The 22,604-nt window shown below is 63.8% G+C and carries 23 protein-coding genes; 12 read left to right on the top strand and 11 right to left on the bottom strand.

All coding sequences use genetic code 11. The annotated features are described in order from the left end of the window. Nucleotides 1-102: 102 nt before the first annotated feature. From VE092_RS17395 to VE092_RS17380, 4 genes are all read left to right on the top strand, one after another. Nucleotides 103-1,257, top strand: a complete 1,155-nt coding sequence (locus VE092_RS17395; protein ID WP_324878906.1) for a porin — start codon at nucleotides 103-105, stop codon at nucleotides 1,255-1,257. A gap of 245 nt (nucleotides 1,258-1,502) precedes the next feature. Next, nucleotides 1,503-2,171, top strand: coding sequence for a DUF484 family protein (locus VE092_RS17390; RefSeq protein ID WP_324878904.1), 669 nt, complete (start codon nucleotides 1,503-1,505; stop codon nucleotides 2,169-2,171). A gap of 64 nt (nucleotides 2,172-2,235) precedes the next feature. Beyond that, nucleotides 2,236-3,222 carry a tyrosine recombinase XerC gene (locus tag VE092_RS17385; protein ID WP_324878964.1) on the top strand — a complete coding sequence of 329 codons (987 nt, stop codon included), beginning with the start codon at nucleotides 2,236-2,238 and terminating at the stop codon, nucleotides 3,220-3,222. Between the two features lie 119 nt (nucleotides 3,223-3,341). Beyond that, nucleotides 3,342-3,914 carry a Fur family transcriptional regulator gene (locus VE092_RS17380; protein ID WP_324878902.1) on the top strand — a complete coding sequence of 191 codons (573 nt, stop codon included), beginning with the start codon at nucleotides 3,342-3,344 and terminating at the stop codon, nucleotides 3,912-3,914. A gap of 34 nt (nucleotides 3,915-3,948) precedes the next feature. On the opposite strand, the gene VE092_RS17375 is transcribed toward VE092_RS17380, so the two are convergent. Further along, complete coding sequence (locus VE092_RS17375) at nucleotides 3,949-4,686, bottom strand: HAD-IA family hydrolase (RefSeq protein ID WP_324878901.1); 738 nt, start codon at nucleotides 4,684-4,686, stop codon at nucleotides 3,949-3,951. 99 nt (nucleotides 4,687-4,785) lie between these two features. Between VE092_RS17375 and VE092_RS17370 the strand changes: the two genes are divergently transcribed. Continuing rightward, on the top strand, nucleotides 4,786-5,688 hold the full coding sequence (locus VE092_RS17370) for a TraB/GumN family protein (protein WP_324878899.1): 903 nt from the start codon (nucleotides 4,786-4,788) through the stop codon (nucleotides 5,686-5,688). Nucleotides 5,689-5,758: 70 nt separating this feature from the next. Here VE092_RS17370 and argB read toward each other — a convergent pair whose 3' ends face one another. The 4 genes from argB to VE092_RS17350 all read right to left on the bottom strand — a co-directional run bounded on the left by argB (nucleotide 5,759) and on the right by VE092_RS17350 (nucleotide 9,293). Continuing rightward, nucleotides 5,759-6,652, bottom strand: a complete 894-nt coding sequence (argB, locus tag VE092_RS17365; protein WP_006465160.1) for an acetylglutamate kinase — start codon at nucleotides 6,650-6,652, stop codon at nucleotides 5,759-5,761. A gap of 140 nt (nucleotides 6,653-6,792) precedes the next feature. After that, nucleotides 6,793-7,614 carry a hypothetical protein gene (locus tag VE092_RS17360; RefSeq protein WP_324878896.1) on the bottom strand — a complete coding sequence of 274 codons (822 nt, stop codon included), beginning with the start codon at nucleotides 7,612-7,614 and terminating at the stop codon, nucleotides 6,793-6,795. 54 nt (nucleotides 7,615-7,668) lie between these two features. Further along, nucleotides 7,669-8,454, bottom strand: a complete 786-nt coding sequence (locus tag VE092_RS17355) for a type III pantothenate kinase (RefSeq protein ID WP_324878894.1) — start codon at nucleotides 8,452-8,454, stop codon at nucleotides 7,669-7,671. Continuing rightward, on the bottom strand, nucleotides 8,451-9,293 hold the full coding sequence (locus VE092_RS17350; RefSeq protein ID WP_324878891.1) for a biotin--[acetyl-CoA-carboxylase] ligase: 843 nt from the start codon (nucleotides 9,291-9,293) through the stop codon (nucleotides 8,451-8,453). Before VE092_RS17350 ends, VE092_RS17355 begins: the two co-directional genes overlap by 4 nt. A 100-nt stretch (nucleotides 9,294-9,393) precedes the next feature. Here VE092_RS17350 and VE092_RS17345 point away from each other — a divergent pair, with 100 nt between their 5' ends. The 4 genes from VE092_RS17345 to VE092_RS17330 all read left to right on the top strand — a co-directional run bounded on the left by VE092_RS17345 (nucleotide 9,394) and on the right by VE092_RS17330 (nucleotide 13,081). Then, entirely contained in the window at nucleotides 9,394-10,572 is a 1,179-nt protein-coding gene (locus VE092_RS17345; protein ID WP_324878962.1) for a VanZ family protein, read from the top strand. Nucleotides 10,573-10,641: 69 nt separating this feature from the next. Next, nucleotides 10,642-10,962, top strand: a complete 321-nt coding sequence (locus VE092_RS17340) for a (2Fe-2S) ferredoxin domain-containing protein (protein WP_006461409.1) — start codon at nucleotides 10,642-10,644, stop codon at nucleotides 10,960-10,962. A 37-nt stretch (nucleotides 10,963-10,999) separates the two neighbouring features. Continuing rightward, nucleotides 11,000-11,662, top strand: a complete 663-nt coding sequence (locus tag VE092_RS17335) for an alpha/beta hydrolase (protein ID WP_324878889.1) — start codon at nucleotides 11,000-11,002, stop codon at nucleotides 11,660-11,662. Between the two features lie 264 nt (nucleotides 11,663-11,926). Next, nucleotides 11,927-13,081, top strand: coding sequence for a D-alanyl-D-alanine carboxypeptidase family protein (locus VE092_RS17330; protein ID WP_324878887.1), 1,155 nt, complete (start codon nucleotides 11,927-11,929; stop codon nucleotides 13,079-13,081). Nucleotides 13,082-13,269: 188 nt separating this feature from the next. Here VE092_RS17330 and ahpF read toward each other — a convergent pair whose 3' ends face one another. Both ahpF and ahpC read right to left on the bottom strand, forming a co-directional pair. After that, nucleotides 13,270-14,871, bottom strand: coding sequence for an alkyl hydroperoxide reductase subunit F (gene ahpF, locus VE092_RS17325; protein ID WP_324878885.1), 1,602 nt, complete (start codon nucleotides 14,869-14,871; stop codon nucleotides 13,270-13,272). A 240-nt stretch (nucleotides 14,872-15,111) separates the two neighbouring features. Then, on the bottom strand, nucleotides 15,112-15,675 hold the full coding sequence (gene ahpC, locus VE092_RS17320) for an alkyl hydroperoxide reductase subunit C (RefSeq protein WP_006461404.1): 564 nt from the start codon (nucleotides 15,673-15,675) through the stop codon (nucleotides 15,112-15,114). Nucleotides 15,676-16,030: 355 nt separating this feature from the next. On the opposite strand from ahpC, the gene VE092_RS17315 reads away from it, so the two are divergent. Next, nucleotides 16,031-16,474 carry a thioesterase family protein gene (locus tag VE092_RS17315; protein WP_324878883.1) on the top strand — a complete coding sequence of 148 codons (444 nt, stop codon included), beginning with the start codon at nucleotides 16,031-16,033 and terminating at the stop codon, nucleotides 16,472-16,474. An 89-nt stretch (nucleotides 16,475-16,563) separates the two neighbouring features. On the opposite strand, the gene VE092_RS17310 is transcribed toward VE092_RS17315, so the two are convergent. Then, nucleotides 16,564-18,432 carry a phosphoenolpyruvate carboxykinase (GTP) gene (locus VE092_RS17310; RefSeq protein ID WP_324878881.1) on the bottom strand — a complete coding sequence of 623 codons (1,869 nt, stop codon included), beginning with the start codon at nucleotides 18,430-18,432 and terminating at the stop codon, nucleotides 16,564-16,566. Nucleotides 18,433-18,818: 386 nt separating this feature from the next. Then, nucleotides 18,819-19,187, bottom strand: coding sequence for a LysR substrate-binding domain-containing protein (locus VE092_RS17305; protein ID WP_324878879.1), 369 nt, complete (start codon nucleotides 19,185-19,187; stop codon nucleotides 18,819-18,821). 53 nt (nucleotides 19,188-19,240) lie between these two features. Between VE092_RS17305 and VE092_RS17300 the strand changes: the two genes are divergently transcribed. Continuing rightward, on the top strand, nucleotides 19,241-20,227 hold the full coding sequence (locus VE092_RS17300) for a D-2-hydroxyacid dehydrogenase family protein (protein ID WP_324878878.1): 987 nt from the start codon (nucleotides 19,241-19,243) through the stop codon (nucleotides 20,225-20,227). Here the strand turns inward: VE092_RS17300 and VE092_RS17295 are convergent. Then, on the bottom strand, nucleotides 20,205-20,969 hold the full coding sequence (locus VE092_RS17295; RefSeq protein ID WP_324878876.1) for an L-asparaginase: 765 nt from the start codon (nucleotides 20,967-20,969) through the stop codon (nucleotides 20,205-20,207). The two genes, VE092_RS17300 and VE092_RS17295, sit on opposite strands and share 23 nt — an antisense overlap. Before the next feature lie 218 nt (nucleotides 20,970-21,187). Between VE092_RS17295 and VE092_RS17290 the strand changes: the two genes are divergently transcribed. Beyond that, nucleotides 21,188-21,673, top strand: a complete 486-nt coding sequence (locus tag VE092_RS17290; RefSeq protein ID WP_324878874.1) for an asparaginase domain-containing protein — start codon at nucleotides 21,188-21,190, stop codon at nucleotides 21,671-21,673. Between the two features lie 15 nt (nucleotides 21,674-21,688). Here the strand turns inward: VE092_RS17290 and VE092_RS17285 are convergent, their stop codons facing one another. Next, nucleotides 21,689-22,588, bottom strand: coding sequence for a LysR family transcriptional regulator (locus VE092_RS17285; protein ID WP_324878872.1), 900 nt, complete (start codon nucleotides 22,586-22,588; stop codon nucleotides 21,689-21,691). Between the last annotated feature and the right edge of the window lie 16 nt (nucleotides 22,589-22,604).

Genomic DNA, 22,604 nt, shown 5'->3' with positions numbered 1-22,604 from the left:
CCACGTGACCAATCTGCGGCCACGCCAAATGAGAACCCTTAATGTCTCACCATCCGACCAGAAGTACGGATCCTCAAGACTATTTTTATAGAAGGATGTCAAATGAAAAAATCTCTGCTGGCACTGGCCGTCCTCGGCGCGTTCGCAGGTGCTGCTCAAGCACAAAGCTCCGTTACTATCTACGGTATCGTTGATACCGGTATCGTCTACACCAGCAAGGCAGTCAACACTGCCGGCACCGGCAGCACCGGCAGCAAGTTCGGTCTGAACTCGGGCGTCATCCAAGGTTCGCGTATCGGCTTCAAGGGCGTTGAAGATCTGGGCGGCGGTCTGTCGGCTCTGTTCCAACTGGAAACCGGCTTCAACAACGACAACGGCGCTCTGAACGGCCAAGATCCTGGCGCTACCAACCTGTTCCGTCGTAAGTCGGTCGTTGGTCTGGCCGGTGGCTTCGGTAGCGTTCTGGTCGGTCGTCAAACCGACTTCGCTGACACCATCTCGGCTTACACTTCCGTCAACGACTTCGGTGGCATCACCGGCGCCGTCGGTCACAACCTGGACCGCCTGGAAGGTACCCGTACCAACAACTCGATCAGCTACACCACCGCCAACCTGAGCGGCTTCACCGGTAACCTGATCTACGGCTTCGGCGAAACCGCTGGCAAGACCTCCGCTGGTCAGTCCTTCGGCATCGGTGGTAAGTACGACAACGGTCCTCTGGGTCTGGGCATCAACTACTACCAGTCCAAGCAAGGCGCAACTCCTTCGGACACCAGCCTGCTGTCGACCGCTAGCGTCGCTCAAGCTGGCAACAGCGCCCTGAAGAGCCTGAACGTCGTGGCTTCCTACCAGTTCGGCCCGGCCCGCGTGTACGGTAACTACTCGCGCGTCAAGCAAGACCTGAACACCGGTTCGCCGACCGCCGTTGCTGCCAAGACTCTGGGTGCTGCCAACAAGGCCGACATCTATGAACTGGGTACCGCTTACTCCCTGACCCCGTCCCTGAAGCTGCTGGGCGCAGTGACCCACACCCGTGCTGACTTCAACTCGTCCTCCAAGGGCAAGCTGACCCAAATCAGCCTGGGCACCGACTACTGGCTGTCCAAGCGTACCGACCTGTACGCATTCGTGGCTAACATCCGCGCAACCGACATGGCCAACACCGGCGTGTTCGGCGATGCAACCGGTACCGCTGCAATTGGCAACGCCAGCGACAGCCAAACCGCTGTTGCCGTTGGTATCCGTCACAAGTTCTAATTCATGGATCTGAAACTGGCATAAATGTGCCGGTTTCAACCTGAATTGAGCCTGAGTTGGAACGAAAAAGGCCTGCATGAGCAATCATGCAGGCCTTTTTCTTTGGTGCTGCCCCGAGCGACACACGGCGAGCTTCCCGCGCCGGCGATGATTGTCAGCATGTCCGATAGCGAGGATAATCTCGCGATATTTCCGGCACGCCACCTTTTGCCTGCCGCTGGTACCTCACTCACAGACCCTCGACGATGACCTCCGAACTGGATTCCAACCTGATTGCCGACTACCTGCTGGACCATCCTCATTTCTTCGAGGAGCATGCCGAGCTGCTTTCGACCATCAAGTTGACCAGCCCGGTGATGGGCCGCGCAGTCTCGCTGCAGGAGCGTCAGATGGAGATCCTGCGCGAAAAGATCCGTGTTCAGGAGCTGCGCATGGCCGACCTGATGCGTATCGCCCAGGAAAACGACGAGATCACCAACAAGTTCCAGGCCTGGAGCCGCGCCCTGCTGCTCACGCGCGATGCCGCCGATCTGCCGCGCGTGCTGGTGAGCCAGCTACAGGAGATATTCCACGTCCCGCAAGTGACGGTGCGTCTCTGGAACCTGGGTGAAAGCCATGCCGGCAACTGGGCGACGCAGGCAGTCTCGGACGATGCCCGCATCTTCGCCAATGGCCTGTCGGCGCCGTTCTGTGGCCCCAACAAGGAATTCGAGGCCGCCAGCTGGCTGGACGATGCGGCGTCGGTGAAGTCGGTCGCCATCCTGCCACTGCGCGTGGGCGCCTCGCCGGAAGCCTTCGGCCTGCTGGTGCTGGGCTCGCCAGACCCCAACCGCTTTACTTCCGACATGGGGACTGATTTCCTGACCCGCATCGGTGAGACCGGCAGCGCGGCGCTGGCTTGCCTGCTGCGCTGAGCCCATGCACGGCGGCATCGGCCCGCACCAGACCGTGCAGCCTGGCACCGTCAAGGATGACGCCATGGATGGCAGCGCTTCTGCCCTGATCGATCACTATCTTTCCTTCCTGCGCGCACAGCGCAAGCTGTCGCCGCATACGCTGGACAACTATGGGCGCGACCTGAAGGAACTGCGCAGCCTGCTGGCGCCCGCCGACGAAGCGGCCGCCGCAGCCGAACCCGACCTGCATCGCGTGACCCAGACCCAGATCCGCAAATGTGCGGCCCGACTGCATGCCCGCGGCCTGAATGCACGTTCGATCTCGCGCAAGCTGTCGGCCTGGCGCGGTTTCTTCGGCTGGCTCTCGCTGCACAGCGCACTAGCGGCCAATCCGGTCGATGGCATCAAGCCGCCCAGGAAAAGCAAACCCCTGCCCAAGGCCCTGGCCGCCGACGATGCCATCCGCCTGGTGGCACAGAATGCACCGGGACGCGATCCCGACTCCACGCTGGCGGCCTGCAATCGTGCCATGTTCGAACTGCTCTATTCGAGCGGTCTGCGGGTCTCCGAACTGGTGGGGATTGATGTGGCCGATATCCGCGAAGGTCGCTATGCATCGGCCGGCTGGATCGATCTGGGCGAAGCCGAGGTCACCGTCACCGGCAAGGGTGGCAAGAAACGCAAGGTACCGGTCGGGCAGGCCGCCCTGCAGGCCATCGGCGACTGGCTGCCGCTGCGCGCCACCCTGGTGCGCGCCGACCTCGGCCCCGACTGCCATGCGCTGTTCCTCAATGAGCGCGGTGCCCGCATGTCGCCGCGGGTCACGCAGTTAAGGCTCAAGGCGCACGGCAAGGGCCTGGACATGGCCTCCGACGTGCATCCCCACATGCTGCGTCACTCCTTCGCCTCGCATGTGCTGCAAAGCTCGGGCGACCTGCGCGCCGTGCAGGAAATGCTGGGCCATGCCTCCATCACCGCGACCCAGGTCTATACCGCGCTGGACTTCCAGCGCCTGGCCCAGGTCTACGACCAGGCCCATCCACGCGCCCGCAAGAGCGGCGACAAATAGGTCACCGCGCCGTGGCCGTCGAAGGGCGGTGGCGGCATGGGCTAAAATACGGTGAACGGCGCCCGTTGCGTCGTCCTGTTTCTCCGCCAGTTGCCCTGGCCCATCGATCGTTCCAGCAGATGCCGACCATGAAAGCCAAAGCCGCCGACCATTCTTCCGCCAGCCCCAGTGCGCAAGCCGCAACCGTGGCGGCGCTGGCCGAGGCGCAGCTGCGCGAGGCCGGCGTGCGCGTGACGCAGGCCCGCGTGAACGTGCTGGGCGCCTTGCTGGAAACCCGCAGTGCCGCTTCCCATCAGGATATCCAGGACCGCTTCGCCGACATGGACCGGGTCACGCTCTACCGCGCCCTGGACTGCCTGACCGAGGCGGGCCTGGCGCACAAGATCTCCAGCGACGATCGCATCTTCCGCTACAGCGCCGGCACCGATCACGCCGAACACGGCCTGCATGACCATTCCCACGGCAAGCAGCACCAGCACGGCCATTTCAAATGCACCCGCTGCCAGCGCGTGTTTTGCCTGGATGCCAGCGACGGCACCGACTTCCTGGCCACCGTGCTGCCCGATGCGGATCGCCATCGCTCCACCGCCGCGCAATTGCAGTCGGCATTACGCAAGACCTTGGGCAAGGGCTTCCAGAGCCATGAAGTGGAGCTGACCATCAAGGGCTGGTGCGCCGATTGCGCCGACTAAGACGAGTCGGGCTGCTTCGCCCACTCGACCCCACCTAGCGCACGGCTCCCAGCGCCGCCAGCCGACGCGGCAATTGCCGCACTGAACGGACCTTCACATCAACGAAACCCGGTAAGCGACTCAAGGCGCGTTGCCCGCCCATATGCCCCAAAAGCGCCTGGCTGCCGCGCAGGTACTGGGTCACCCAGGCAGTGCGTACACCAAGTTCACGGGCGCTTTTCAGATTGTCCACGGTGTCCTCGACCAGGATGCAGCGACGCGGCGCGATCTTGTGGCGCGCCAGCAGCTTGCGCAGCATCAGCCGCGACGGCTTGGGCCGCAACTGGCGATGCACGTGCATGCTCTCGATGGAAATGTGGTGCGAGAAGTGCCGGTGCAGCCCCAGATGCCGCACCAGTTCGTGCGAATAACGGCGCGGCGCATTGGTCAGCAGGATCTTGCGTCCCGGCAGCTGCCGCAGCCAGCGCCCGATGCCGCGCTCGGCGCGCACCATGCCGGGCAGGTCATCGAAGAGGTGGGCCTCGTGCAGGAACTCGTCGATATCCATGCCGTGATGGCGCACCAGGCCCAGCAGGGTGGCACCGTACAGTTTCCAGTAATGCCGGCGCAGATAGTTCACCGCCGCCTCGTCGCTGGGCTGCCCGTCGTTTTCCAGCACGCGCTGGATGATGCGGTTCATGTTGGTGTTGATGGCCGGGAAGATCGCGTGCGAAGCGTTGTGCAGGGTATTGTCGAGATCGAACAGCCAGAGCGGTGTAGTATTGGACGCCATGAATCGAACGGGCGCGCCCCGCGACAAGCGTAGACGCGCCTTCAGCAAGCTAGGATGGAAAGGCCAGCAGTGACCGGATTGATGCAACGACTGATTATAGTGAGTTTGACCTGGCTGTCCTGCTTTAACTTCGCACTTCCCGCCCGCGCCGCTCCCGCAGCCGATGCGGCACCGGCTGCGCCGCCGCGCGGCGCGCTGTTCGAAGTCTCGGATGGGCGCCATCGCCTGCTGCTGTTCGGCACCATCCATGTCGGCGCAGCCGATTTCTATCCGCTGGAACCGCGCCTGCAGCAGGCCCTGGCCGGCGCGCCGGTCCTGGCGCTGGAACTGGACCCCGACAATGCCGGCGCGCTGCAGAGCGCCCTGCAGCGCCATGCACTCTATCCCGCCGGGCAGCGCTTCCAGGACCATCTCGATCCCGCCCTGGCGCAGCGCACGCTGGCCGCGCTGCAGCGCTACGGGCTGTCACCCGAGGGCATGCAGGCGATGCGGCCGTGGATGCTGGCCATGGTGCTGACGGTGCAGGAATACCTGCACCACGGTTACCGCACCGACCTCGCCGTGGACAGCCATCTGGCCGCCGCCGTGCGCGCCCACGGCGGCAAGGTGATCGAACTGGAAGGCGCCGAGCGCCAGATGAGCCTGTTCGCCCACCTCAGCCAGGCCCAGCAGGCCCGGTTCCTGGCCGATACCCTGCAGGAGCTGGAAGGCGCTGGCCTGAGCCGCAAGCTCGATACTCTGGTGGACGCCTGGCGGCACGCCGACAGCCCCGGCTTCAAGGCTGCCCTCGACGAAATGCGCCAGGATGACAGCTTTGCCACCCGTTTCACGCTCACGACCCTGCTGCAACAGCGCAACCCCGGCCTGGCGACCGGCGTGGCAGACCTGCTGCACCGCCAGGACGGGGCGGTGGCCGGCATCGGCATCCTGCACCTGACCGGCCCTGACAGCGTACCTGAGCTGCTGGCCAGGCGCGGATTAACGGTCCGGCAACTGTACTGAACACCCACAAAAAAAAGGGATGCACCGCAGTGCATCCCTTTGCTGTTGCTGCCGCCCGCTCAGGCCAGCATCAGTGCGAACGGATCATGGTCCCGAAGGCCTGCTCGGTCAGCACTTCCAGCAGCAGCGAGTGTTCGATACGACCGTCGATGATGTGCACCGTGTTCACGCCCGACTTGGCCGCATCCAGGGCCGAGGAAATCTTGGGCAGCATGCCGCCAGAAATGGTGCCGTCGGCAAACATCTCGTCGATCTCGCGGGCCGACAGGTCGGTCAGCAGATTGCCAGCCTTGTCCTGGACACCGGCGATGTTGGTCATCATGATCAGCTTTTCGGCATGCAGGATCTCGGCGATCTTGCCGGCCACCACGTCGGCATTGATGTTGTAGGCCTGGCCGTCGTCACCGAAGCCGATGGGCGAAATGATGGGGATGAAGGCATCATCCTGCAGCGCCTTGACCACCGCCGGGTTGATCGCCTCGATCTCGCCCACGTAGCCGATGTCCAGGAACTGGCCCGGATGCTCCTTGTCCGGCATCTGCATCTTGCGCGCGCGGATCAGGCCGCCGTCCTTGCCGGTCAGGCCCACCGCCTGGCCACCATAGTGATTGATCAGCATCACGATGTCCTGCTGCACTTCGCCGCCCAGCACCCATTCCACCACTTCCATGGTCTCTTCGTCGGTGATGCGCATGCCCTGCACGAAGGTCCCTTGCTTGCCGATCTTCTTGAGCGCTGCATCGATCTGCGGGCCGCCACCGTGGACCACCACCGGGTTCATGCCGACCAGCTTCAACAGGATCACGTCACGGGCGAAGCCGTGCTTGAGGCTTTCCTCGGTCATCGCATTGCCACCGTACTTGACCACGATGGTCTTGCCGTGGAATTTACGGATATACGGCAGCGCCTCGGCCAGGATTTCGGCTTTGATCTGGGGGGCTACGTTGGTCAGGTCGGTGGTCATGGCAATGTCCTGTCGATGCGATGATGAATGGGTGATGGGGTGATGGGGGTGAAGCGGTTAGGGACGGGATTTTACATGGAAAGCCGCCCGTCTTCGCAGCGCAACATGCGGCGTGTCCGATCCAGACAACGCCGCCGCGCTCAGGCGGTGCAGGCGCGGATTTCCTGGTCCGGGAACGCGCTCTTGATGTTGTCCAGCGCAGTGCGTGCTTCCGGGCTCAGGTCACGCAGCTGGAACACCTGTTTGCCGGCCCCCGAGCGCCGGGCGATGATGCGCGCGCTGCGCACCCCGCGCGAGATGAGCTGGCCGACATAGGCCTTGGCGGCATCCTCGGTGCGGAAGATTCCCAACGACACGCCATTGCGCAGCGCCGGATTGGGGAAACTGTCAGGAATGACGTAGAAATCGCCGATCCCCAGGCGCCGCAACTCGGCAGTGCGCCGCTCGGCCCCCTCGCGGCCATCCTGCGGCGGGATGTAGACCATGTGGCTGGTGACGTCCTGGGTCAGCTTCTGGACCACCTTGTCGCCCAGGTTGAGACTGGCCAGCTGGGCCGAAAAGCGCCGGGCGTCGGTGGCGGTGAAGTTGCCGACCTCGGTACAGGAGGGGGTGACGGCAGCGACCTGGGAGGCACCCGCGGCCGGAGCAGCGGGTACCGCCTGGGTGGCGGCCGCAGGATCCGTTGCGGTGGCGGTAGTGGCAGGAGCGCCGGCAGGTGCAGCGGGGGCGGCAGCCATCGCTTCGGCGCCAGCCGGCTGGCTGGCCGGCGGCTGCGCGCGCAGCTGCGACACCAGCTTCTCGCTGTTGGCCGGCAGCACGCTCAACAGTTCCGGATGCAATTGCTCGGCCAGGCGCTGCGGCTCGCGCCTTTCGGTGGCGCTGGCACCGAAATAGCCACGCGGCAATCCGAACAGGACCACGTTACCGACCAGCAATAGCCAAAAAAGCAGTTTCAGCTTCATCCGTGCCTTGTCTTTCCTTGCCTTGGTTGATTCGCCTGACGCGATGGACTGACTTCAGCGCCCATGGTTCATGACCGTCTGCAGGCCGACCAGCACCAGATTATCCACCTTTTCCAGCGGCGTATCGCCCAGGGCCAGGTAAGGCGCCAGCAGTACGCCCGCACCACCGGCCAGCAGGCAGCGTACCCGCGCCTGCGGCCGCGCCAGCCGCCGTTGCGCCAGTGCATGTTCGATCGCGCCGACCTGGGCGGCGATACAACCGGAAACGATGGCGTCCACCGTATTGTCGGCAAACACCTGTTCCGGTGGTCCGGCGCCATCGATGCGCGGCAGTTGTGCAGTGTTCAGCGCCAGCGAGGTCGCCATGGTACCGAAGCCGGGCAGGATCATGCCGCCCTCGAAGACACCGGCGGCACTGAGCAGGTCAATGGTGGTGGCCGTGCCACAAGTGGCGACCAGCAATTCCTGGTCCGGAAACAGGGTACGCGCACCGATGGCGGCGGCGAAACGGTCACAACCGAGTTGGCCGGGATGGCGATAGCCGTTGCGCACGCCGGCACGCTCGGCGGTGGAGGCAAACCATTCGACGATGACGCGCGGCCCGAAAGCCTCCTGCAAGATGGCCTGCAGGCTGTCCCGCAATGCCGGGCCGGCCACATTAGACACGCACACCTGCATGCCGGCGGCCGGCACCGCCATGGCCGACCAGGCCTGCAGCAGCGTGGCCACCTCGGCGCGCTCGACCGCGCCCTGCTGCAGCCAGCCGCCCGGCATGGCGCGGCGCGGATCGGACAGGGCCCACTTGATGCGGGTATTGCCGGCGTCGACCAGCAGCATCATCCGTCCTGCAGGCGCAGCGAAAGGTCACCGGCCAGCACCTCGACCTGGCCGGCCTCGGTATCCATCAGGAAGCGGCCCATCATGTCCACCCCGACAGCGGTCCCTTCATGGACCACGCGACCGTTGTCGACGATCTTCACGGCCTGGCCGGCATAGGCATCGAAGGCTTGCCAGCGCTTGACGAAGGCACCGAAGCCGCGTTGTTCGAACTCCTCCAGCACGCCGGACAGCACACTGGTGATGATGGCCAGCACCGTCTCGCGGGGCGCCCGATGCAGTTCAGGCGCGGCCGCCACCGGACGCTGCAGCTCATCGGCCAGACCCGGCGGCACGGCCAGGTTGATGCCGATGCCGATCACAGCCCAGGTGGCATCGCCACGACGGCCGTCGGATGCGGTCTCGATCAGGATACCGGCCAGCTTGGCGCCATCGCGCAGCACGTCATTGGGCCATTTCAGCTGCGGTCGCACGCCGAACACTTCCAGCGACTCGGCCAGCGCCACGCCAACGGCCAGTGGCAAACCCAGCAGGGCATGGGTGGGCCGCTGCAGACGCCAGGCCAGCGAAAAGGTCAGCGAATCCTCGGGCACGGTATGCCAGGGACGACCGGACCGGCCGCGCCCGGCGGTCTGGCGGTCGGCCACCAGCAGCAGGGGGCGGTGCAGGCCACTGAGGCGCTGCATCAGGTCGACGTTGGTGGAACCGGTCTGGACCACCGCCTCGACATCGATGCGTTGCTGGCCTTCGCGATCGGAGCCGGCCAGCAGCATGCCGATGCGCTCGGGGCGCACCAGCGGTACCGAATCGGATTCGGCGGGCATGGGAAAAGTCAGAGTCATGGCCCACATTGTAACGGCAGAGCGCGCCAGTGCGGCGGTCCGCGCCGCGCCGGCGGGCGGAGCGGCGCGGACCGCCGCGAAATCGGTTACCCTCTGGCGCATGCCCGCCCCGTCCGACTCCGCCGAGCGCGCCGCCCCACGCGCTGCCCCAGCTTCCAGTGCCGCACCTGCGCCCGCCGCGCCGGTGGCGTCGGCATTTGCGCGGGTCAGCCTGCTGGTCTATACGCTGCTGATCGTCTATGCCAGCTGGTATCCCTTCTCCGGCTGGCGCGACATGGGCCTCGGCCCCTTCGACTACCTGACGGCGCGGCTGCCCTACTACTGGACCGTCTTCGACGTGTGGACCAATGTCGCCGGCTACGCGCCGCTGGGCGCGCTGCTGGTGCTGGCGATGTATCCGCGCATCCGGCCCTGGCAGGCGATCTGGCCTGCCACGCTGGCGGGGGTGCTGCTGTCGGCGGGCATGGAGGCGGTGCAGACCTACCTGCCGACCCGCGTATCGTCCAACCTGGACCTGCTCACCAACGCCGCCGGCACCGCCCTGGGGGCCCTGCTGGGCGCGCTGTGCAGCCGCTATTTCCTGCACGAGAGCCGCTTCCTGCTGGTGCGGCGGCGCTGGTTTTCGGGCGAGGCCAGCCGCGGCCTGGCGGTAGCCGGACTGTGGCCGCTGGCGCTGATCTATCCGCAGAACCACCTGTTCGGCCTGGGCCATCTGGTGCCACCGCTGTCGGCCTTCTTCTCCGACCTGCTGGACACTCCCATCGACCTGGCCACCAGCTGGCTCAACAGCGCCCAGCTCAGTGCCGAGCAATACTGGCTGGCCGATGTCATCGTCACCGCCTGCGGCCTGACCGGCGCGGCCCTGCTGTTCCTGCTGCTGCTGCGCCGGCAGGCACCGCGACGGCGCCTGGTGGCGCTCTACCTGCTGGCCTGCATCGCCGCCAAGTCGCTGGCCTGCGCATTGTTCTTCGCGCCGCAGAATGCGTTTGTATGGATTTCGCCCAGCGCCGTGGGCGGCATCATGCTGGGCACCCTGATGATTGCCGGACTGATCTGGGCCCCGCCCACGGCGCAGCGGCGCATCGCCGCACTGGCGCTGATCCTGAGCCTGGTGGTAACCAATGCGGTGCCAGCCAACCCCTACTATCTCTCCACACTGGAGACCTGGGTCCAGGGCAAGTTCCTCAACTTCGACGGTGCCGCCCAGTTCCTGTCGGTGCTGTGGCCCTTCCTGGCGATCTGGTTCCTGTTCCATCCGGTGCACCGCAGGCAAGTCTGAGCGGGGTGTATCATTGACGCTTTGCCGGCCTGCGTCGGCAGCGTCGCCACTGTCCAGAGGTCTTCATCCATGAGCGATCAACCCTACTACGAACACCACGTCTTCTTTTGCCTGAACCAGCGCAAGCCCGGTGAGCGCACCTGCTGCGCCGACAAGGGCGCCCAGGCCGCCCAGGAACATGCCAAGAAACGCATCAAGCAGCTGGGCCTGTCCGCGCCCGGCAAGGTGCGCATCAACAAGGCCGGCTGCCTGGAGCGCTGCGAAGAAGGACCGGTGGTGGTGATCTACCCGCAAGGCACCTGGTACACCTACGTCGACAACGAAGACATCGACGAGATCATCGACAGCCACATCGTCGGTGGCAAGGTCGTCGATCGCCTCAAGATCTAGCCTCTCCGCTCCCCCCTGTTTAGCAAGCTAGCAAGCCATGAACGCACACACCCAGAATTTCATGATCGCAGGTGCCGTCGGCCAGCTCGAATGCGCACTCGACCTGCCTGACCCCGAACTCTTCGCCGCCCCGGTCGGCCTGGCCCTGGTGGCCCATCCCCACCCGCTCTATGGCGGAACCATGGACAACAAGGTCGCGCAGACCCTGGCCCGCACCTTCCTGGCGCTCGGCTATGTGGCAGTGCGCATGAATTTCCGTGGCGTGGGCAAGTCCGAAGGCGTGCACGACCATGGCGCCGGGGAGACCGACGACATGGCCCTGCTGCTGCAACACATGCGCAGCCAGTACCCGGACCTGCCGCTGGCGCTGGGCGGATTTTCCTTCGGTACCTTCGTCCAGGCCCAACTGCAGCAGCGCCTGCTGCAACAGGATGCGGCCTCGGCCGCCGAGCGCCTGGTGCTGGTCGGCACCGCCGCCGGCAAGTGGCCCATGCCACCGGCTCCGGCCAACACCATCCTGATCCACGGCGAGCAGGACGACACCATTCCCCTGACCGCCGTGCTGGACTGGGCCCGCCCGCAGGAACTGCCGGTAGTCGTGATTCCGGGATCGGACCACTTTTTTCACCGCAAGCTGCAACATATCAAGAACGTCGTGGTCGAAAGCTGGCATCGCCGCCCGGCGCAGCTTCAGGCCTGAGCGTTTTCACCGACGGCCCGAAGGCATGGCGGCGCTGTGAAGCACAGGGCGCCATGCCGGTTTCGTGAGGGGATTTTCGGGGTGAAGATCCATTCAATTGGGAACGAAGCCACATGACGTTTATAATTCAGTGCGTGCAGCCGGCCCGGTGTCCTCGGCGCCTTCGCCACGCTGCCGCCTCAAACTGAACCTGCCCTGCCTTACCCTCTTTTCAAACCAACAGCTACGATGTCCCCCCGTGCTGGCAATTTTTCTTAGGCACCGATGAAAAAGCTTCTCGCGGCGCTCGCCGCAACCGTCCTTTCCGTTTCCGCCCTTACCGCTTCCGCCCAGAGTCTGCCGCCGCCTACCGTGGCTGCCAAGAGCTGGCTGCTGCTCGATGCCTCGGCCAACCAGGTGATCGCCTCCGCCGATCCGGACACCCGCGTGGAGCCGGCCTCCCTGACCAAGCTGATGACCGCCTACCTGGCCTTCGCCGCCCTGCGCGACAAGCGCCTGAGCCTGGAGCAGGAAGTCAACGTCTCGGTCAATGCCTGGAAAGTCGACCCGAGCAGCTCCAAGATGTTCATCGAGCCCAACAAGCCGGTCTCCATCGACAACCTGCTGTATGGCCTGATCTCGGTCTCCGGCAATGATGCCGCCGTGGCCGTGGCCGAAGCCGTCTCCGGCACCGAGGACGCCTTCGTGCAACTGATGAACCGCGAGGCGCAGCGCCAGGGCCTGACCAATACCCATTTCAGCAACCCGCACGGTCTGCCCAGCCCGGATACCTACACCACCGCGCGCGACCTCTCGATCCTGTGCCGCAACCTGATCAACGACTTCCCCGACTATTACAAGCGCTATTACTCGGTCAAGAAGTTCACCTACAACAACATCACCCAGCCCAACCGCAACCGGCTGCTGTGGCTGGATCCGACAGTGGACGGCATGAAGACCGGTCACACTTCCAGCGCCGGCTATTCGCTGATCACCTCGGCCCATCGCCCGGTACCCAACGGCGAACGCCGCCTGATCTCGGTGGTGATTGGTACCGTCTCCGACCAGGTCCGTACGCAGGAAAGCCAAAAGCTGCTGAACTGGGGCTTCCAGAACTTCGACGCCGTCAAGCTGTATGCCAAGGGCCAGCCGGTCGATACCCCCGATGTGTGGAAGGGTTCGCAGAGCAAGATCAAGGTCGGCTTCAAGAACGACGTCTACATCACCATCCCCAAGGGCACGGCCGACAAGGTCAAGACCAAGCTGGATCGCAACGACCCGCTGATCGCCCCGATCTCGGAAAACGCCAAGATCGGCACCCTGAAGGTGACCATCGATGACAAGACCGTGGCAGAACTGCCGGTGGTCGCACTGGAATCGGTCGGACCGGCCGGCTTCATCGGCCGCGCCTGGGATTCGCTGCGCCTGATGTTCAAGTAAGCAGGTATTCCGGCTGCTTGGGCACCCAGCAAAACGCCATCGAGCAATCGATGGCGTTTTTTTATGCCTCCTGGGTAGGCATGCGATGCGTGAAATGCGTGAGATGCCGACTCCGATGCAGGCATCCCACAAACAAAAACGCCACCGGCATCGAACCGGTGGCGTTTTGCTCAGGACTGCGATGATGCTCAGGCAGCCACGGCTTCCTGGGTCACGGCCGGCGCGACGTCGTCGGCCGACGAGCGGATCAGGTGATCGAAGGCCGACAGGGCTGCAGTGGCGCCAGCACCCACGGCGATGACGATCTGCTTGAACGGCACGGTGGTCACGTCACCGGCTGCAAACACGCCGGGGATCGACGTCTGGCCGCGGGCATCGATCTCGATCTCGCCATGCTTGGACAGCGCCAGCGTTCCCTTCAGCCATTCGGTATTGGGCACCAGGCCGATCTGGACGAACACGCCTTCCAGTTCCACGTGCTTGACCTCGCCGGTGTCACGCTCCTTGTAGCTGATGCCGTTGACGCGCTGGCCGTCGCCGGTGATCTCGGTAGTCTGCGCCGAGGTCACGATGGTGACATTGGGCAGGCTCTTCAGCTTGCGCACCAGCACTGCATCGGCCTTCAGCTCGGCAGCGAATTCGATCAGGGTCACATGGGCGACGATCCCGGCCAGGTCGATGGCCGCTTCCACACCCGAGTTGCCGCCGCCGATCACCGACACGCGTTTGCCCTTGAACAGCGGACCATCGCAGTGCGGGCAATAGGCCACGCCCTTGTTCTTGTATTCCTGCTCGCCCGGCACGTTCACGTTGCGCCAGCGGGCGCCGGTGGACAGGATCACGGTCTTGCCCTTCAACACGCCGCCGTTGGCCAGCTTCACTTCGATCAGCTTGTCGCCCGGCACCAGGGCCTCGGCGCGTTGCACGTTCATGATGTCGACGTCATACGCCTTGACGTGCTGTTCCAGCGCGGTGGCAAATTGCGGGCCCTCGGTTTCCTTCACCGAGATGAAGTTTTCGATCGCCAGCGTATCGAGTACCTGGCCGCCGAAACGCTCGGCCACCACACCGGTACGGATACCCTTGCGGGCGGCGTAGATCGCAGCAGCCGCGCCAGCGGGGCCGCCGCCGACGATCAGTACGTCGTAGGCTTCCTTGGCACTCAATTCCTCACCCTTGCGGGCGGCGGCGCCGGTGTCCAGACGGGCGAGGATTTCTTCCACGCCGGTACGGCCCTGGCCGAACACTTCACCATTCATGTACACGGTCGGCACGGCCATGATCTGGCGTTGTTCGACTTCACCCTGGAACAGCGCGCCATCGATGGTCACCGAGCGGATGCGCGGGTTGATGATGGACATCACGTTCAGGGCCTGCACGACTTCCGGGCAGTTCTGGCAGGTCAGCGAGACATAGGTCTCGAAGCTGTAGTCACCATCCAGGTTCTTGATCTGCTCGATGACCTTGTCATCGAGCTTGATCGGGTGCCCGCCCACTTGCAGCAGGGCCAGCACCAGGGAGGTAAATTCGTGGCCCATCGGGATCGCGGCGAATTCGACGCTGATATCGGTCCCGGGGCGGTTCAGTGTGAACGACGGGGTACGTGCGTTCGCGCTGGAGTCGCGTTGCTCGACCAGCTTGATGCGGTCCGACAGCAGCACGATTTCCTGCAGGAGTTCCTGCATCTCACGGGACTTGGCGCCATCATCGAGCGACGCGACGATCTCGATCGGGTGGCTGACCTTTTCCAGATAGGCCTTCAATTGGGTCTTGAGATTGGCATCAAGCATGATGATTACTTCCTAGTTGGGAGATTCGAGTCTTCTGGAGCACGGCTTGGCCCTTGTGGGGATCCGCCGCTGGCCCACAGGGGCCGCTCCAGACAGGTACTACAGGATAATTTCTAACTGAATTTAATTGCCGAGTGGGCGTAGCGAGCGGCCCGAGGTCTGCGGGAGAAGCGCAACCGTACTTCAGTACGGTGAGCATCGCAGCGCAGAGATCGGGCCGCGCAGTAGCCCAATCGGTAATTAAATCTTGCCGACCAGATCCAGGGACGGCTTCAGGGTGGCAGCGCCTTCTTCCCACTTGGCGGGGCAGACTTCACCCGGGTGCGAGGCGACGTATTGTGCAGCCTTGACCTTGCGCAGCAGTTCCGAAGCGTCACGGCCGATGCCGTTGTCATGCACTTCCATGACCTTGATTTCGCCTTCCGGATTGATCACGAAGGTGCCGCGCAGTGCCAGGCCTTCTTCTTCGATCAGCACTTCGAAGTTACGTGCCAGGGTAGCGGTCGGGTCGCCTACCAGCGGGTACTGGACCTTCTTGATGGCGTCGGAGGTGTCGTGCCATGCCTTGTGGGCGAAGTGGGTGTCGGTGGACACGCCATAGACTTCAACGCCCAGCTTCTTGAATTCAGCGTAGTTGTCGGCCAGATCTTCCAGTTCGGTCGGGCACACGAAGGTGAAGTCCGCCGGGTAGAACACGAACACGGACCACTTGCCCTTCAGGGTGGCTTCGGTGATGTCGACGAACTTGCCATCGTGGTAAGCAGTTGCCTTGAACGGTTTGATAGTGGTGTTGATCAGGGACATGTCGATTTCCTTTTAAGGGGGGTTGAGTGAAGCGATGGGTTGAATAGTAGAACGCCAAACAAAATAGATCAATTTTATTTAATCAATACTTTTGATTGGATTTAACTATCAGTCTTGCGGGCGAGGCTATCGGGGCCGACGGCAGCCGGCAAATGGCCGGCCACCAGGATTACATGGCGTCGCAGCGTGTGGATGCAAGCGCGGCGCTGGCCAAAATCCGATATCGATCGCTTAAGATGGAACACTTCCGCCGCTGCCCTGCACACCGGGGCGACGAAAGTGGGAGCAATGTTACTGCATGCATGCCGTTCTTGTGCAGCCGCACAAGCCGACCAATCCTGAGGTCCCCCCCGAAATGAGTGATTCCCGACCGCAAGCCGGCCAGCGCGCCGATTTTCCGCATTTCCACCCGATCCAGACCCGCTGGATGGACAACGACGTCTATGGTCACGTCAACAATGTCGTCTACTACAGCTGGTTCGATACCGCAGTGAACCATTACCTGGTGCAACAGGGCGTGCTGGATATCGAGCGCGGGGAAGTCATCGGCCTGGTCATCGAGACCCACTGCAATTATTTTGCGTCGGTCGCCTTTCCCGATGCGATCGAGGTCGGTGTGCGGGTGGCACACATGGGGCGCAGCAGCGTGCGCTACGAACTGGGGATCTTCAAGGCTGGGGAAGAGCTGACGGCGGCACGCGGCCACTTCGTGCATGTGTATGTGGATCGCGCTACGCGCCGGCCAGTGGAATTGCCGGCCACGCTGCGTCAGGCGCTGGCCGGCCTGATACACGGCTGATACACGGCTGATACACGGCTGATCCGCAAAAGAAAACGCCTGCCGCATCGCTGCGGCAGGCGCCTCTCGTCTTCTCCGTGCCGGTCAGCTTAGGCTGCCAGCTTCTTCTCCAGCTTGTCCTTCACGCCCTGCAGTTCGGGCGGCAGCTTGTGCTTGAGCTTGTCGAACAGTTCCGCATGCAGCTCCAGTTCCTTGACCCAGGCGGCCTTGTCGATGGAGGTGATGGTGGAGAACTGCTCGGCGCTGAAGTCCAGGCCTTCCCATTGCAGGTCGTCGAAACGCGGGGTGACGCCAAACAGGTGCTCGACACCGCCGGTCTTGACGCCTTGCGGGTCTTCGATACGGTCCAGCATCCACTTCAGCACGCGCATGTTGTCGCCAAAGCCCGGCCAGACGAACTTGCCGTCGGCATCGGTACGGAACCAGTTGACGCAGTAGATCTTGGGCAGCTCGGCCGGGGAGGCGGCGATCTTCTTGCCGATGTCCAGCCAGTGCTGGAAGTATTCGCTCATGTTGTAGCCGGCGAAGGGCAGCATGGCGAACGGGTCACGACGCACCACGCCCTGCTGGCCGACGGCCGCAGCGGTGGTTTCCGAACCCATGGTGGCGGCCATGTAGACACCCTCGACCCAGTTGCGGGCTTCGGTGACCAGCGGCACGGTGGTGGAACGACGACCACCGAAGATGAAGGCCGAGATCGGCACGCCGGCCGGATCGTCCCAGGCCGGGTCGATCACCGGGTTCTGGGTGGCGGCCACGGTGAAGCGGGCGTTCGGGTGAGCCGCCTTGCGGCCGGTTTCCTTGCCGATTTCCGGCGTCCAGTCCTTGCCCTGCCAGTCGATCAGGTGGGCCGGGGCTTCCTTGGTCATGCCTTCCCACCAGACATCACCGTCATCGGTCAGCGCCACGTTGGTGAAGATGGTATTGGCCGAGACCGAGGCCATGCAGTTGTAGTTGCTCTTCTCGTTGGTGCCCGGGGCCACGCCGAAGTAGCCGGCTTCCGGGTTGATCGCATACAGGCGGCCGTCGGCACCCGGCTTGATCCAGGCGATGTCGTCACCGATGGTGGTGACCTTCCAGCCGCCGAAGGCCTTGGGCGGGATCAGCATGGCGAAGTTGGTCTTGCCGCAGGCCGAGGGGAAGGCCGCTGCGACATAATGCTTCTTGCCCTCCGGAGATTCCACGCCCAGGATCAGCATGTGCTCGGCCAACCAGCCCTGGGCGCGACCCATGGTGGAAGCGATGCGCAGCGCGAAGCACTTCTTGCCCAGCAGCGCGTTGCCGCCGTAGCCGGAGCCGAAGGACCAGATTTCGCGGGTTTCCGGGTAGTGCACGATGTACTTGGTGGCGTTGCAGGGCCAAGCCACGTCCTTCTGGCCAGCGGCCAGCGGCGCGCCCACGGTGTGCACGCAAGGCACGAACTCGCCATCGCTGCCCAGCACGTCGTACACCGCCTTGCCCATGCGGGTCATGATGCGCATGTTCACCGCCACATAGGGCGAATCCGACAGTTCCACGCCGATGTGGGCAATGGGCGAACCCAGCGGGCCCATCGAGAACGGCACCACGTAAAGGGTGCGGCCGGCCATGCAACCGTCGAACAGGCCATTGAGGGTCTGGCGCATCTCGGCCGGATCGGTCCAGTTGTTGGTCGGGCCGGCGTCTTCCTTGTTCTTGGAGCAGATGAAGGTGCGGTCTTCCACGCGCGCCACGTCGGACGGATCGGAGCAGGCCAGATAGCTGTTGGGACGCTTTTCGGCGTTCAGCTTCTTCATGGTGCCAGCGGCGACCATCTCGCCGCACAGGCGGTCATATTCTTCCTGGGAGCCATCGCACCAGTAAATGCGAGCCGGCTTGGTCAGCGCGGCAATTTCTGCGACCCAGTTGATCAGTTTCTGGTGTTTGACGTAGGCGGGGGCGTTCACTGCGGGAATGCCTGCCATGAGGGGTTGGTTCATATGCTACCTCCAATGCCATTAAGTTGATGAATTCGGTTGGCACGGCAGGATCGTCGTTTCCAGGCGATGGGGTGTTCACATCAGGCTGCGAGACGACGGTCTTGTCGATGGCGACCGCCTCGCCGAGGCCGGCCACCTTGCCCGTCACCGTGGGCGGCGGCGGGTTTTGCTCACTCTTCGACAGTCGAGAATGCAAGAAAGTGGCAGCGATTGTACCCCGATAAAAAAGAATTTACGCAAATTTGTAGCGGAAAATACCCGACTTATGTAGTAGGTAATTACAAATCAAAAAAATTCTGTTTTTTCATTACTGTGGCGCATAACATCGATTTCGTCAAAAACCGCATGAAGACTGGATTTGCGGGGGATTGCGGGCGATTTGTCATTCACGATATGAATATCTCATGCAGAAATTCGATGAAAACTTTCACCTGGGCGGTTTCCCGACATGTGGGCTGACAGAGCGCGACGATATCGGGACCAGCCGCCTGCCATTCCGACAACACCGGTAGCAGTCTGCCCTCCTGCAAGGCCGGCGCGAGGGTCAGCGACATCTGCCGGATAATGCCGCAACCGGCCTGGGCGGCCGCCACGAGCGACTCCACGTGGTCCATCATCACCAGGCTCCGGCAAATATGCGAGCTTTTCTCTTCGTCATGACCGCAGCCCAAGGCCCGGGCAAGATGGTCATCGATATCGCCCGCTAGGGTCAGCTCGTGCCGAATCCTGTCAATCGCTTTATGATGAACGCCCACGCCGGCCACCCACCTGGCCGGCGCAGCCCCGCAAGACTGCCACGGAGACCCTCATGAAGATCGCCATCCTCGACGACTACCAGGATGCAGTGCGCCACCTCGATTGCTTCAGCCTGCTCGATGGCCACGACGTCAAGGTATTCACCAATACCATCCGCGGCACCGGCCAACTGGTCGCGCGCCTGTCACCCTTCGACGCCGTGGTGCTGATCCGCGAACGCACTGCCCTGACCCGACCCGTCCTGGAAAAGCTGCCCCTGCTCAAGCTGATCTCGCAGACCGGCAAGGTCAGTGGCCATGTCGACGTGGCTGCCGCCACCGAGCGCGGCATCGCCATTGTCGAAGGCGTGGGCGACCCGACCGCGCCGGCCGAACTGACCTGGGCGCTGATCATGGCGGCCATGCGCCGGGTACCGCAGTATTGCAGCGCGCTGCGTGCCGGAGCGTGGCAGCAGGTCTCGCCCACCCCGCACCTGAACCTGCTGGGCACGGCACTCAAGGGCCGCACGCTGGGCATCTGGGGCTACGGCAAGATCGGTCGCATGGTGGCAGGCTATGGTCGCGCCTTCGGCATGCAGGTACTGGTGTGGGGCCGCGAGGCCAGCCGCGAACAGGCAGTCAAGGATGGCTATCAGGCCGCTGCCAACAAGGAAGCCTTCTTCGCCCAGGCCGATGTACTGAGCCTGCACCTGCGCCTGAACGACGCCACCCGCGGCATCGTCAAGGCGGCCGACCTGGCGCTGATGAAGCCGACGGCCTGCTTCGTCAACACCAGCCGCGCCGAGCTGGTCGAGCCGGACGCGCTGGAAGCCGCACTGGCGGCAGGACTCCCCGGCCTGGCCGGGCTCGATGTCTTCGAGCGCGAACCCTTGCCGGTGGACTCCCCCCTGCTGAAGATGGATAACGTGGTGGCCACCCCGCACCTGGGGTATGTGGAAAAGGACGGCTACGAACTCTACTTCCGCGCCGCCTTCCAGAACATCGTCGATTATGCCGCCGGCAAACCCGCCAACGTACTCAATCCTGAGGCTCTGGGGTGATGCGATGAATGATGCGCACCGGCGGCTGATACACCGACTGCGGCATCGGGCCGCCTGACTTCCACAGATGCCGCCAGCCCGGCGGCCAGGGCAGCGGCGGTCCCGCATACTCGGGGACGTTGCGCCGCACCGGGATCACCGGCAGATGCTCCGGCATGCTGCCGTTGTAGTGCCAGCCCAGGCTGAACGCATAATCCGGCAACAAGGTGGCGCACACCAGCTCAAACCAGTTGGCGTGCTCCTGGTCCTCGCCCAGCGCCTGCGCCAGCCCGTGCGGATCGAACTGCGCCAGCAGGCGTGCCAGTTCCTGGGGCGAGGCCGAGGGACCGTCGCCCCAGCCCAGCACCGGATTGAAGTTGTAATCGGCGCCCGAACCATACCAGCCCTCCCGCCAGGGCCGCTCGATCCAGTTGCGCGGGCCGCTGAACAGATGCCAGCGCCAGTGCAGCCCGGACGGCTTGGGCCAGCTGTAAAGATAGAGCCGTTGATAGCCGGCGCGATGCAGTTCTCGCACCATCTCCATGAGCCGGGCATGCGGCATGCGGTCCGGGGGGGTGCGACGGAACAGGATGGGTGTGCCATCGGCGTGCTGCACTTCGTCGGAGGACAGGTTCAGATCCAGCGTACGCACTTCACTGCCGAAGCGCGCAGAAATCCAGCCCGTCAACAGGTTGACGAGCACGATCACGCCATAGCCGCGATGGCGGTGGAAGATAACGGTGCCGGGTGCCAAAGGTTTCATATCCGAACCATTATAGATGTCCTTGCAGAATCGCATTGGCGACCAGGCCGCGACGCGTGCGCCACTGTCGAGCCAGGCGGGGAAACCGTTGCCGCTGCGTGTAAGATAGCGGCTGGCCCGCGCCGGAACTGCCGTTCCCCGCGCCATTGGAGCGTTCCTTGCTTGATCCGCGAACGCCTTCCCCGACAATTTTTTGACCAGTAGAAGATAGGAACACCATGAGCCTGCGCATCATCGCCACCGGCGGCACCTTCGACAAGCACTATGACGAAATCGCAGGCCAGCTCGGCTTCGGCGAGAGCCACCTGCCGGACGTCATCGCCCGTGCCCGCATCACCACCGAAGTGTCGCTGGAAACGCTGCGTCTGCTCGATTCGCTGGAGATGCAGGATGGCGATCGCCAGCGCGTACTGGCGGCCTGCCAGGCCTCGCCGCAACAGGCCATTGTCATCGTGCACGGCACCGATACCATGCAGCAGACCGCCCAGGTGCTGGGCCAGGCGCTGAGCGACAAGACCGTGGTGCTGACCGGCGCCATGATCCCTTACGAGATCGCCAATTCCGATGCCCTCTTCAATTTCGGCTTTGCCTGCGGCGTGGCACAGGTGCTGCCAGCGGGTGTGTATGTGGCGATGAACGGGCGCATCTTCGCCTGGAACAAGGTCGCCAAGAACCGCAGTGCCGGCGTGTTCGAGCCGATCTGATGCGGCGGCGCGGGTTCAGCGCGCAGGTTGCTGCGCCCACCCGCGACAGAACGAGAGCAGCGCGGCCAGGCTGGGCGATGGCGCCCGGTGACGGCTGACCACCATGTAGAAATGCCGGCGCAAGGTCGGCAACGGAGTGTCCAGCTCGACCAGCTTGCCGGACTCGATCAGGTCCTCCACCACCGAGCGCGACAGGCAACTAATACCCAGGCCCTCGGCAGTGGCGCGCTTGATCGCCTCCGAATTGCCGAATTCGAACGACGACGGCAAGTGGTGCAGATAGGGAATCAGGGCATGCTCGACCGCCTCGCGCGTGCCCGACCCGGCCTCGCGCAACAGCCAGTCGGCCTCGCGCAACATCTTCAGCGTGATCTTGCGCCCGCCCGTGACGATGGGATGCCCGGGCGCCGCCACCACGATCAGCTCGTCCATCATCCACGGTTCGACCTGCACGTCGTCGGCATGGCAGGGGCCTTCGATCAGGCCTGCATCGACCTCGAAATTGACCACCGCATCGACGATGTCGGCGGTATTGGCCACCAGAGCCCGTACCCGCGCGCCAGTGTGATCCCGGCGATAAGCCGCGATCATGGACGGCAGCAGATAGCTGCCGATGGTGGTGGAGGCACCCAGGTGCAGCTCGCTGCCGGCGCCGGGATTGTTGAACTGGCGCTCGATGGTATGCGCCGCATCCAGCATGTGGCGCGCCTGCGGCAACAATTGGCGGCCACTGTCGTTCAAGACCAGGCGCTTGCCGACCCGGTCGAACAATTGCACCCCCAGCAGGCTCTCCAGCTCATTGAGCGAGGCGCTGGCGGCCGATTGCGACAAGGCGACCAGCCCGGCTGCGGCCGTGGTCGAACCCGACTGGGCCACGGCCAGGAAGATCTGCAATTGTCTGAGCGTGATTCTCATGATTTCCCCCGTGGGA

The organism is Herbaspirillum sp. (genome assembly GCF_035644555.1).
In the GTDB taxonomy this organism is placed as follows: domain Bacteria; phylum Pseudomonadota; class Gammaproteobacteria; order Burkholderiales; family Burkholderiaceae_D; genus Herbaspirillum.
Note: the sequence above shows the minus strand (reverse complement) of the source record. Positions and strands in the feature narration are given on the sequence as shown.